The 12,678-nt window shown below is 44.1% G+C and carries 10 protein-coding genes; 1 reads left to right on the forward strand and 9 read right to left on the reverse strand.

What is annotated here, in order from left to right:
• Positions 1-78: 78 nt before the first annotated feature.
• From VJ249_11225 to VJ249_11245, 5 genes are all read right to left on the reverse strand, one after another.
• The gene (locus tag VJ249_11225; GenBank protein ID HKZ95131.1) at positions 79-1,605 is read right to left on the reverse strand and encodes an oligosaccharide flippase family protein; all 1,527 of its coding nucleotides are present in this window, start codon (positions 1,603-1,605) and stop codon (positions 79-81) included.
• 178 nt (positions 1,606-1,783) lie between these two features.
• Positions 1,784-2,512 (reverse strand): hypothetical protein, encoded by a 729-nt coding sequence (locus VJ249_11230; GenBank protein HKZ95132.1) that lies wholly within the window; start codon positions 2,510-2,512, stop codon positions 1,784-1,786.
• A gap of 232 nt (positions 2,513-2,744) precedes the next feature.
• Positions 2,745-3,356 (reverse strand): DUF1616 domain-containing protein, encoded by a 612-nt coding sequence (locus VJ249_11235; protein ID HKZ95133.1) that lies wholly within the window; start codon positions 3,354-3,356, stop codon positions 2,745-2,747.
• A gap of 297 nt (positions 3,357-3,653) precedes the next feature.
• A complete protein-coding gene (locus VJ249_11240; GenBank protein ID HKZ95134.1) occupies positions 3,654-4,496 on the reverse strand; it encodes a hypothetical protein in 843 nt (280 codons plus the stop codon).
• Between the two features lie 39 nt (positions 4,497-4,535).
• A complete protein-coding gene (locus VJ249_11245; GenBank protein ID HKZ95135.1) occupies positions 4,536-6,593 on the reverse strand; it encodes an exosortase/archaeosortase family protein in 2,058 nt (685 codons plus the stop codon).
• A 178-nt stretch (positions 6,594-6,771) separates the two neighbouring features.
• On the opposite strand from VJ249_11245, the gene VJ249_11250 reads away from it, so the two are divergent.
• Positions 6,772-8,136 (forward strand): cellulase family glycosylhydrolase, encoded by a 1,365-nt coding sequence (locus VJ249_11250; protein HKZ95136.1) that lies wholly within the window; start codon positions 6,772-6,774, stop codon positions 8,134-8,136.
• A gap of 156 nt (positions 8,137-8,292) precedes the next feature.
• On the opposite strand, the gene VJ249_11255 is transcribed toward VJ249_11250, so the two are convergent.
• The 4 genes from VJ249_11255 to VJ249_11270 all read right to left on the reverse strand — a co-directional run bounded on the left by VJ249_11255 (position 8,293) and on the right by VJ249_11270 (position 12,581).
• On the reverse strand, positions 8,293-9,267 hold the full coding sequence (locus VJ249_11255) for a phosphotransferase (protein HKZ95137.1): 975 nt from the start codon (positions 9,265-9,267) through the stop codon (positions 8,293-8,295).
• Positions 9,268-9,313: 46 nt separating this feature from the next.
• Complete coding sequence (locus VJ249_11260) at positions 9,314-9,730, reverse strand: FkbM family methyltransferase (GenBank protein ID HKZ95138.1); 417 nt, start codon at positions 9,728-9,730, stop codon at positions 9,314-9,316.
• Between the two features lie 673 nt (positions 9,731-10,403).
• The gene (locus VJ249_11265) at positions 10,404-11,282 is read right to left on the reverse strand and encodes an NAD-dependent epimerase/dehydratase family protein (protein HKZ95139.1); all 879 of its coding nucleotides are present in this window, start codon (positions 11,280-11,282) and stop codon (positions 10,404-10,406) included.
• Positions 11,283-11,495: 213 nt separating this feature from the next.
• Positions 11,496-12,581 carry a hypothetical protein gene (locus VJ249_11270; GenBank protein ID HKZ95140.1) on the reverse strand — a complete coding sequence of 362 codons (1,086 nt, stop codon included), beginning with the start codon at positions 12,579-12,581 and terminating at the stop codon, positions 11,496-11,498.
• Between the last annotated feature and the right edge of the window lie 97 nt (positions 12,582-12,678).

Genomic DNA, 12,678 nt, shown 5'->3' on the forward strand with positions numbered 1-12,678 from the left:
TTGTCCATTGACATGTCGGCATGTGGGTGTCGACAGCAAGAGCACTTGGACTAGAGCGTGCTTTTCTATCAAGAAGCGCTACCTCGAGAAGAGCTTCTCCGGTAGTCTGAGGTATTTTTCAAGTCTGGGAAAGGCTTGTTTAAGGAGCTCGAAATCCCTTTCATGTAATGCTTTGAGTATGCAGAGTGCTGACAAGTATGCGGCACTTGCCCCTGTAATCTCTAAGACCAGACGTAGGACTGCCGGAAGCGTCATGAAGGCGTTTTCAACGAGTAACAAGTACGGTACTATTAGTAGGGACGCAGCAGCTGATTTCCACAGGGATTCTCTGTCTAGAGTGAGTTTTAGGTTTTTTCTTAGCGCATGAATCACCAGAAGAAGGCTTATTGATTGCACGAAAAACCGGGCGAACGCCGCTCCAACGGCTTCAAAATGTGGAACTAGAACCAGCAATAATAGGATATTTGATAATGCTGAAATCGCATTTATCTTGAGTAGGTATATGGTTTTCCCAATGGCTGTCATTGCGGTATTTAATATCGCTGAGAATGAAATGACAACTGTGGCGAAAGACAATACTGCGAGCGGTATAGCCCCAGTGACGTAATTTTCCCCGTAGAAGAATTCCAATGCTGTTGGAGCTATGATCGCTAACCCTAGGCAGCTAGGAAGCATCAAGTAAGTGATGTATCGTGTCGCAACTCTTATTGTACTGCTTATGCTTTCAAATCTCTGCACTCCGTGTTGAGCCGAGAGTAACGGAAATATCGTTGATGTGACTGGCCCCCAGACTACTGAGAGCATACCAACGCTGTTCAACGCAAGATAGTAGACGCCTACCAGTCCATAGTTAGAAGTTGCTGAGGCTATTATGGCTATATCTGCCCAATTGATGGCAAGTGAGACTGCAGTGCCGATAATGAGGGGAAGGCTGAATCGCACCAATGGTTTGTACGGGGCATAGCTGTTTGAGGGAGGAAGTCTACCTCGAGTAAGAACTACAGCATAGGTCAGTGAGACTGCAGATCCTATAACAAAGCCGCCGAGTACACCTGAAACGCCCAAGTGAAGAAGAGCCAGTAAAGCAGCTGTAGTTCGACCAAGGACTACATGTAGGAGAGCCAATGTTGCCATTTTTCCGAAAAAACCTAAAGCCTGCAAACTTGAGTTGAGAATGGCTGTTAATCCAGAAAGATATGCATATATGGACATGAAAACTAGGAGAGGGGCATTCGCTGATGTGCCAAAAAAATACTCTGAGAGCACCTCAGAAGAGCAGATAATCGCGGCTAAACAAATCGACGAGATAGTGAGAACAATCGCGACAACGGTTTTCTGGACCGCGGCAGCCGTTTCTGGTTTGTTCTTTTCGATGTATTCGGCCATGTACTTCGTCATTGCAGTTGGCAGCGCAAGACCAGTCAGGAGTGATATCGTCGACGCAAGGAAGATCAGAATTGACAGAACACCCAGATCTGCAGGGTTCAGTGCACCTGTCTTTGCCACGACGACGTAGAATATTCCGTAGACGGCATACTGAACTAGCTGAGTCAAAGTTATCTGGAAGGTGCCTCTGCTAACGTTGGCGGTTTTCAGTGTAAGCACCTTTGGACATGTCACAAAACCGGGAGATCAGCATGATTTAGTGAAGGCGTTAGTGCGCGAGCTGGGTTTGGCGATTTGTCACTGCATTTTTCTTAATCGCGTCATTTGATAACACGTAGACATGTAGGACGATAACTATTCTCATTCCGATGCTTGACGCGAATCGAGACCCGCGCGCTTATTTCTTGCGTTTTATTGCATACAATCCGAAGGCAGTAAAGAAGCTCAGAGCCAAGAACAAGGGAGCAAGCTCTGGAACCACCAGTGTGCTTCCGCTATACGGAGTTTTTATATCGAAAGGCAGTCCATAATAATTGCCATTATTATCTGGAATTGACCGCCCATTAGCCAACACGAGAGCTTTGATCTGGCTGACATCTATTGCCGAAGCAAAATTCAGAGTAAGACGAAACTCATATGGAGTTAGTGTTACTGAGTCTTTAAAGAACTTGTAGGCATAATACACATCTTGACCTGCGGCCCCTAGTTGATCCTTGACACCCCCTATTGCGTATTGATCATCGTAGGTGCATCCTGGGTAAGTCGAATCATAAGGTCCGTCCGGGGCTTCTGGGGGGATCCTGGGTTCTGCTGCGAGCACAAAACGGTCTTTGTCAAAGGTGACTGAGGTATCCACTCCGATTGCTGTAATATAGTCGAGGGCGTTGAATGTGGGTGTGTTCAATACAATTACAAGCCAGACATTCTTAGTAGGCGAGTGCCGGGCCGTAGTCACATAGATCATTAAGTCTGCCGGAGTGTAGGTGATCCGTGCCGCGCCAGTTTCTGTTGAACCTACGGGGATGACTCGCAGGTTGGCAAATGGATCTGGAGCGGCTTTGACACTAGATATCATGAAGAACACAACGACAGCTATCAAACCCACTGTCAAATAGGGGCTTTTCATCCAGATCCTTTCCTTATTCTATCTATCAAATGAGCACCAAGCTTGCTTATAATTCCATATGGACATTCAGTGCTGTTTCGTCTAGAAAAAACCTAGGTCATGATTCTAGTGCGCGCGATACCGATTAGTGTGGAAACAGCGAACAAGTAGCCGATTGCAGCGATTTCTGGAAAACCACAAGCATCTTAATGTGTATCGCGAAAACCGGAAAACGATCACGAGTTGAGTCCTGCTATCTGTCTTGGCGATTTCGGCGGGATAGCTTTTCTTTCTCTCGCATTAATCCAGTTGTTGCCAAGACTATCGTAAGAGCCAACAGGCTGAATGTTGGACCCGGAGTTATTATTCCTACGGGTGTGAAGTTTAGTAGTAGTCCTACAAGCGTGGCGAGGGCGATGCTCGTCCCTATGCCTAAAGCGATGCGTTCAATGTCATTCAACCCTTTAAGGGGGAACAGTGCTCTGACCAGCGCGAACCCTGGCAAGAATAGGACAAAGAAGGCCCCGAATATGTATCTTGTATAGACGATGGGATAAGCGTTTTCTGGGACAGTGAAGACCATGATCGCTGTTACTAGGGCTGATGTAATTATGACCCAGTACCAAAGTGCTCTTAAAGAGCACAGATAGGCTTTCAGTGTTTGTGGAGGAGATGTCGCATTAATCCCCAACTTGAGTTTTGCTTGAGCTTCCAATCGTAATATGCTTTCCAGCGCATCTTTCTTGCTTAAGGAACAATCAACCTGAGCGATTCGAATGAGGTGTTCAACTGTTTCTGGATTCTCAGCTCTCAGGATACGTAGAATTCGTTCGTCTAGAGAAGCAAGGTCAGACTGAGTATTCATAAAACTCACTAGAAGAGTTAGGGGGTACGCAATCTTGAGAAAGCGTTGCGTATGCTTTCAGAGCTGAGTTGCACGTGCCGGGCAACTAGGTTCTCAGAATACTGTAGATTTCCACTAAGGTGGTGAGGATGAACACTAGACCAACTACCAGGGCGGCGCTTTTGAGTCGACTCCTTTCTAGAACAATGTGATTCTCTCCAGGGCACGAATAGAGGATCTGAGATGTCAGTAGTAAGATGACAGCGATTATCCCCACCCACAGGCTTATCTCCATAAAGGAAGGAAAGTAGAGCATCTTCAATCCTCAAGGATTCGGTATTGAACCTCGATCAAATCTCCGTTTTCACTACAATTATTCTCTTCTATTACTATTGGTCTTCCCGTAGTCCGTGCGAGCGCCAAAGCGATAGAGCTGCATAAAGGGCAACCGATTCTCTTGCAGACGATCGGGAGCTTTCTTGCTTCTTTGCAGAGATCAGCGAAGATTGAGTTCTCTATTTGGACTTCAACCTTGTCATTTTTTACGCTAATCCGAAAGCCTCTGGCCATTTCCAAGCCTTCTATGAAAAGTCTAGGCAGATTGTTTTGCAGATAATCCAGTTTCACTTTGACGAAGTCGGCTCCAAGTTCCTCTTCATACAAGTTTACAAGGTCTATACCAAGTGGAATTATTATCATTCCTGACTGATTCAGCGCAGCTTTGTCTTCTTTGGATGTTACGGGAATCGGAGAATCTTGGTTCTTTCTTGCCATTAACAACCTCCCGCCTTTTAGATCTTCAAGGCTTTCCGGTGGCAGGTATACGCCATCGCCTTCCAGTCTTAGGGCGCTAATTATTCCGTCTATAGCTGAGCACGATGAAATTGCCGTTGAGTTGAGGAGGCTGCTCTTCACGTATTTTGTTGGGCTTATGAAATGGAGAAGGGCACCCCAGAAAATCAAGGCTAGACCTACAAAATACGTAACGTTTGATGGGTAGAAGACCGACAAAACAAGTGCTGCGCAACCAAGTAGTAGAAGCCCGTATCCAGCAATTCGTGTAGGCTTACGTTTCTGTCTCCATAGCTCTCGCCTGAGCTTCTTGTTTTCGATCTGCAATTTCCGGGTCTTTTCAGCCAGATCTTCAACTTCAAGTGTCATTTTTCTCTTTCTCTCAATACTTGGCCTGATATGCGCGCATCAACCTGCCCGCTGAAAAGGGACTTGGCTTTTCCATATGAGTATGGGTTCATCTTCCTGGCTTGTCAGTTGCCTTTTGACAAGACCAGCCTTTTCTGCCTTGCTGAGTGTCTCAAAGAGTAGATCTAGTTCTATTGGTTCTTCGGTCAGCTTTTCATAAGTCGCAGCAATTTTGTCTAAAGTGGATTTTCCTGTCTTGTCACTTTCATAAACAGCTTTCAGAGCAAGTTTCTCTCTTTCCGAAGTTAGTCGTTCAAATGCTACAAAGTTAGATCTCCTTTTTCTTCGTGTTACTATGGCTTGAAGTACCAGAACACTTCCAAGACAGAAAGCGGTTGTCATCATCAGAGTTTTGCCGTACTCGGGAACAATAGGCGCGATCCATGAGTGACTCTTGGTGTATTGCCACTTGTTGACGACTTCCTGTCCTAAAGGAACTAGCAGGCTTTTAGCTTTCGCGGAATCTTCTGGCGTGATTATTGTTAGAAGGCTTGTTTTTACGTATCTTTCTTCGAACGTGGAGCCCATGTCAAATAGCACTTTCTCGTACCAATATAGGACGGCTTGCGTCAGGTTTGATCCTACGTATTGAAAGACAAAGAAGCGTCCAATCACTGGCGGGTCCTGCAGGAGTTGGACATCTGCAAGATCCAACTGATTCACTCGAGGCTGCAACCCGAATTCCAATCGCAACGTGTACAGGCAATATTCCCAGCCGTGAAGTTCAGACAATGAATCGCCTATTTCTATCGATACCCAAGTCGTGATTTGTTCCGTTTTTCTGGGAATGTATACATACAAAAGCGCAACGTCACGACCCGCTGCTCTCTCAAATTCCCTGTCTCGATAAGCAAATACGAGTTTATGTCCTTGAACATCCGGAAGAACATCCGGACTCGTCTTCTCGCCACCGGGATATAGAATGGATACTTGCATGGTTTCGCCGAGAGAAAAAATGGGCACCTGCACATACAGGATCAAAATCGAGCAAACAAGAAGAATGAGGGTTTTGTACCAGTCTCGATTTGTAGACCTCCGAATTCTGTTTCCAAGGAGTTTCCCACAGCTTAGGCAAAGGAATTGTGCTTTCAAGTCGCGTAGATGATGTTCACATTGCGAAGTTCTGACATCTTTGACGAAGATTTTCGTCTTGAACATCTTTTCCACTGTGAGCAAAAAGACAAAGCTTCCCGCCAAGATCAGAATCCAGCCCCCAAACAATTCGAAAACTCGCATCCCGATTTCAGAACCAAACTGATAACCTATCAAGGCGATAACGATTATGCGAACTATGTTGAGGGCATATATGAGGGGAAAACCAATTAGAAACATTACTGGTTTCTTCCAAGTCCTCCCTCTCACAATATAAGCAATGAATAAGGCAAAGATGGAAAAGGTCATGATTGAATAGATGCCAGAGCATGCGATGTCTATTGTTACGAAGAAAGGGGAATTGTCAGGCTTTTGAAGAACTATGATCGGGGCTCCGTACTCAGCAACTAGAGTTATCGGCAAGCCGATACCTTTGAGGGTCGTGTAGACGGCTTGGGAAGTGATTGTTGACAGCGTTGTACCCGCTGCGAGGAGAGCTTCCACGGGGAGTGGTATTATGAAGAAAAGAAGTGCCACTGCGAACATCAGAGCCTTTAGCGTTTCCTTGTTGAATACAATCAGCAAGCATCCGGCTAAGAATAGCGGAAGTGAGATTAAATGATATTGAAGTGGATAAAACGTGTAGGAACCATTCCAGTATAGTAAGAAGGACAGGACTAATAATAGTCCACCTATGATTTCCTCCTTGGCATTTGCCCTCGTAGCTGTACTGGTTTCTCTAAAAGACGCAGCAGCTGCCAAAACCTTCCTTTTCCTATATATTAGGTAGCTTATGAGGAAAGGAATTAGGATTATGTAGCTGGTTGGTTCATAACGCATTGCTTCACCTGATACCATGATAATATCCGGATGATAGACAATCAACGCTGCCGCTAGTATCACAATTGCTTTTACAGTCATCGTCATTCTGCTGAGTTTCTCGCGCAGAAGAAGTAAGATGCTCATTTCAGCTTCGCCAAACCTTATCAGCAAATAGGGTTTCCCACTAGATCATTGTATTTGTGAAGAACAAACAGACGATAACGTTTATTATATCTTAATACAACGTATAGTTCTTGATACTGGGAATTAGTTTACTCGGTATTGATGGGTGTCGCGCACGCGTATGAGTGGTCATCAAGCAATGAGGCGATCGCTTCCTTCTATTATGCTTTCTTTGCTTCTGCTCCTTGTTCCAACTGCAATGATACAAATCCTTGCTTCGCAGACTTCAGAATCCACGATTTCATCCACTGGAATGATTGGATCAGGCCAAGGACTCCCTTGGCTACATGTTGAGGGTCAATACGTTGTAGATGACCTTGGCAATCGTGTTGCCTGGCGGGGAGCGGGATTGGATTATACTGCGTATAACTTTGGGTGGGACCGTTTCAGAGGGTACATTCGAACATTGAAAGGTAGAGGTCTTAACATGGTCCGACTCGCGTTCTGTGTTCCTGGGCACAGAATTCAGCAAACTGAATATGATCCGGCTAAGATGGATATGGCTCTGAGCATTGTTGAAGAGTACGGCATGTACGCAATTCTTGATTCACACCATTATTGGGCAACAGAAGAGGTTGAAGGATGGGACGACGTAGTGCCAAAGTATAAAGATGAGTGGATTGCCACTTGGGTGGACATTGCCACCCGCTACAGAGATCGCCCCTCGATAGCTGCTTATGAACTAATCAACGAAGGCTTGGGACCACATGACGAGCTGCTTGCCGTCTTAATCGAAGGCATGAATGCCATTAGATCCGTAGACCCAAATCACATGTTTGTTGTCTTTGAATGGAGAAATACAGAATGGCAAATAGCTGAGAACTTCACGGTTTGGAAACCAAGAGACAAGCAGCCCAATACCGTCTATGCATTACATCATTGGTGGACGGCTTATAGAAATAGCATTGAACCCAAATATCCTGAATATGACCCAACCAGATACGTGAACGAGTCCGCGATGGCTTACGGCAATGCTGCTGAATATGTTAATGGGGCAATGGCGTATCGCAGATTCATGAACGCTCCTGTGTGGCTTGGGGAATTCGGAGCCTACGACCGTGACATCGCACATGCCAATATGGCAGAAACCAAAGAGATCATAAGGTTAGCTGAAAGTCAGTCTTTAGGTTGGAGCGTCTGGCAAATGGAAGTAAACTATGATTGGGATTGGCTTGTGCCCGCTCCTTACACGAACCCATATTTCGGAGACCCCCAACCTTTTGCCCCGAAACCTTTTGACATGCGAACCAAGATCGTTGATTCATATGAAATTTTCAGGCTAGATCCATCGTTCATATGGCTCCGCAATAATGGCGCCAACGTAACCCTGAAAGACCCAATGAAAATTAGGGTAGTGATTTGGGAAGGTTGGCCAGGATTGGGAACACTCCTAAGCGATGAAATCGTGACTGTAATCGACACCACAACAGTCGTCAACAGATTTCCGGAAGGACAGACCGGATTGGACGTGAGACATACTCAAATCCGTCCATATGGCATCTAAGGTTCATGCAATGAGTGCTCACAAACTAGATGCCGAGTCTGAGTTATTCTTCCTGCGCCTTCTGGACCAAAAAAAGATGAAACGTGATCGCAACACGGGATTCAATCTGTCATCCTAGATCGAGACACCGAGCAAGTACTTTAAAGCAATCGAGGGCTAACTGCTTAACCTGACGTCTTTGGTTAGCCCACGCGAATCACTCGAGGTTAACATTGCTTCAAGTAACCAGAGAAACCTTCTTAACTTAAGTCTGCACAGAAGCCTGACTCTAATTGAGAGATCTACTTTTGAAGACATATGCAATTTGAGAATTTCTTGCAAAATGACAGAAAGCTCTGCGATTCTCAACGATGCCGATGGAACGTCACTTCCGAAATATCCGCGTAGGAAGGCATTCCTCAATAGCGCCAGTCGTTGCATACTCCTCTTGGATACAAGAACTGAAGCATACATACTAACGAGGAAAGTCGCGAGGTCGTAATACGCTGGACCTTCGAATGATTTCTCCAAGTCTAGGAATATGAATATGTTGTCGGAAAACCGCATGTGTGTGAAGTAAGCTTCTCCATGTAGCCTAACGACTCGCAGCACATTTTCGCAAATATCAACGCTTTTCATAACTTGCAGAATGGTAGATGTATCATCAGGGCTTAGCACGCCATAATCGCGAAGTGTGTTGACCATCTCCTTTACACTGTCTACTAGGCTTTTCTTCGAAGTGGTAATGTTGCTGTGTAGGGTAATGGGGATTATGTCATGAAATTCACGTAGCGCATGGCCAAGATGAAAAAATGTATTAAGGGTTTCAGAAGTTCCGAACATCAAGAAGCTGTGTGTTGAGGGCTCCAGCTCGTTTCCTTTCACATATTCCATTAAAATAGCAGACTGTTCACCTTTTTCAACAAGATTAAGCGTTTGTGGCACATCGAAAGTCTGTGGTTGCATATTCTTGATGGCATTAAGTACTAATCTTTCACGTTCAGCTGCATCGTGTGAGTCATAGACCTTCAGGAAATACCTCTCGCTTCTTGAATACCATCTTCCTTCATGTGCCCTGAACAGAGTTCTCCCAGTTCGAACCAGATGGAAAAAAAGACGGAGCGGGTCAAAAGAGTTCGCATTCTTCAACATTATCAATCCACAAAAGACTCAAGGGCACATGCGCGAATGATTGAAATCACTGGTAATCACAAGAATTGGCAAACCTCAGGTTGCGTGGCCGCAGGCTTTGGGTGCGCGCGCAAGAACGAGAAATTTCGCCAAGTAAGTCTCTAAATAAACGTTGGTTGACGTACACGACATCCGCTTCAGGACTCGCGTCTCTTGAATACTCTTGAACATGAAAGAGTTGGAAGCCCGCTCTTTCAAACACGGGCCTCTCTTCTTCAAAAAGGGATTGACGTTCATACAATCTAATGTTTTGATTCCTAGAAACAACGGATTCTACCTGAACAAAGAGAACGTTGCGGGCATATTTTCCCAGACTCTTGAAAACATCAAGATCACTTCCCTGAGCGTCAATTTTTACATAATGAATAATAGTTTTCTTGAGACCGAGTAGTTCTATAACGGAACTCAAATGCAGGTTGTACACCTTCTCAATTCTCGTAAGGGTTTCGATTTTCCTTCCGACAAACCACTTGTTATTTTTTTAATCAGAGAGGTGTGTGACATTCTCAACTCTCATTTTTTGCAGGCTATTGCATTGTGGGTCGTTGTAGATGTAGAAATCATGGTAACCCTCTTCGCCGTTGGAAATGGCTGCCTGAAGAAATACTGAGAATGGAATTGGGTGATTATATCGGATCGGGTCGATCCCAATAGCAAGAATCGATTTTGTGGGAAGGATGTTTTGGTAAAATGTCTTAAAGAAACCACCGTCGTAGCAACCAACGTCGACATATAAAAGAGATCGTGTTTTAATTTGATTTAGAATCTCAGCAATTATATCGAGTTGAGTCTTATTTCTCTTCAGAGGTAATACGAAAGTTGATTTCAAAACTCGAGCAACAGAAGGAAAACGGGCAAAAACAGCTTGCGCGCGCATGCTAAAGAATCTGAATATTTTCCTCTTCATGTGTCCATTATACATTGCGCCTCATTCCTGAGCAGTTAATGGAACGTTCTTTGGATATGCGCGCAAGTTTTCAACACTGCTAATCACGTGATTAACCGCAGTCAAAAAACCACCAGAGGTGTGTGTGCATACTTGACATTTCCGCTTGAAAGAATACCACACGTTCGTGTTTCCAAGAAAGCTGAGGATTTCAGAGATTACCTAGGTACTTACTTAGACCCGTTTCCAGATTCATTGGATTGACGCCTAGCAAATGTTTCATCTTGCCTATGGCTGCAAGAGTGTTTTCCAAATAACTTACTGGTTTGGGAATGTAGGTGGGGGTAATATCTTTGTCTAAAAACTCATTAATCAAAGAAACTACTGAGTTGAATGTGTAAGCTCTTCCAGAACCTACGTTTACTACACCTTCAACGCTTCTTTCTGCAGACTTCTCAATCGATTTGACTACATCGTCTATGTATACGAAATCTCTCATTTGCTCCCCATCCCCGTATATGGTGGGTTTCTTTCCCCTAATCATGGAATCCAAAAACAGAGTTATCACACTCGCGATCTCTCCTTTGTGGTCTTCACCAGGTCCATAACCTGCAAAGATTCGAAGACCAATAGAAGGAACCACCTCAGAATAATGACTGGCTATATGTTCACAGTTGAGCTTAGCTATGCCGTAAAGATTATTTGGAGCTGGGTTGCATTCTTCAGAATGAGGAAGAGGATTTCTTCCGTAGACACTACCTGATGAGGGATAGATTATTTTCTTGATTCCTGCATCTTTCGCCCACTCGAGTATGTTTATGAATCCTATGATGGTGTCGCGAAACGCAGTTTTTGGGTTTCGGTTAAACAAGATTACAGACGAAGGGGCTCCGAAATGGAAGACGTAATCAATGTGCGGCATTCTCTTGAATATTCCTGCGTTGGAAACATTGCATTTCAGAATTTCACATCTGGAAGGTATATTCTCCATTTTCCCTGTGGAGAAATCATCAACGACAACAATATTTGCCCTTTCTTTCACAAGCCATCTGATAAGATGTTGACCTATGAACCCTGCTCCACCAGTCACTAACACTGTCTGGCTGCTCCACCTCATAGAAACACCTCACACATCAGTCCGTAAACTCGTGGCTATGCACACTTCCAGAAGTACTCCAAAGGTCGCGCTGGGTTTGACATAAGACCTCCACTTTAGTTCACAATGACAGACGACGTTTGAGAAACTCGTGTAGCACGCGCCATCGTGCACACGCTTTCTCCAGCTAGATCATGCGCTTTCGATCTAACTGACTTTGTCAACCATGTTCAACCATAGTGAGAAGTTATCAAGAACTCTAGACATGTAGTTGTCGATAGGTTTGTAACGTATTGGAGTATTCTTCAAGAACGAAACAACATTACTGGTAATAGTGTAATAATCATGGCCTTCTATGTCTGCTCTTTTCAGAGAAGACAATAGCCAATCGATGATGTATGATCCAAAGTACTCCTCTATAACGTCCTTTTCGAAATTGTGAGAATGCCTGTTGTGAACAGCTTGAGGTGGACCGAAAGTTATTCTGTCATCCATTAAATCAACGATTTTCTTAAATATTAGACCTTGAGCTATGTCGTCGAATCGTCCTATTTTGATATTGTTGATATACTCTCCCATGGGAAACTCGTACTGGCATGGAAGTGTTTCTAAGTGAAATGAAACATTCTGAACTGTGTAGGAAATAAACTGTTCCTTTCCAACCATTAGTGGTTTTAGTTTCTTTTCGTGAACATTAATATCCGGATAAGATAGGTGATCAATAGCGCAAATGTCTGGGCTCTTGCTCCACAATCCGATGTTAGACACCACTCTTTTGCGCTCATTTTTGAACGAGTACCGCAGTTTCATTCTACTCATGATTGGAAATCCTCGGACAAACACCCTTTCTTTGAGATTCAGAAAATCACACTGATTGATATAAGCAACATTATTCTCGACAGATTGGAGGTTTCTAGTTTTCCCCACTTCATGCATTGAGAAGAAGTCCTCATCCTTCTTTGGGAAATTGTCATCATCCATTATTATTATGTTGTCTGCTCCTTCTTGAGCTGCTCTCAAGAATCCTATGATTCTTCTTTGATAATTGTTTTCTTTGAATATGAAGTTGTATCTAGATCCGAATTCCGCTTTAACATAATCCTTTTGTTCTCCAATTGACCAGATCGACAGGTTCGGGATTTCACTCAGAGTCTTCTTACATTCATCTGTGGGGGTCTTATTATCTCCTACAAATACAAAGTCGATCTTATGACCGTGAGAAACAGCATTCTGATAGAGATCTATTACGTTCATTGGCACGGTGATGGCGGTAACTACAACAAATGCTCTCATTTGTTCAATACTTCCTTAAATTCCAATATGATGCAGTATTCCATTCTGATGAGTCGTGCAAGCTTGTGAGACATGTGAGAACAAAGTTTCAATCATC

This window comes from Candidatus Bathyarchaeia archaeon, assembly GCA_035283685.1.
Classification (GTDB): domain Archaea; phylum Thermoproteota; class Bathyarchaeia; order Bathyarchaeales; family Bathyarchaeaceae; genus DATETJ01.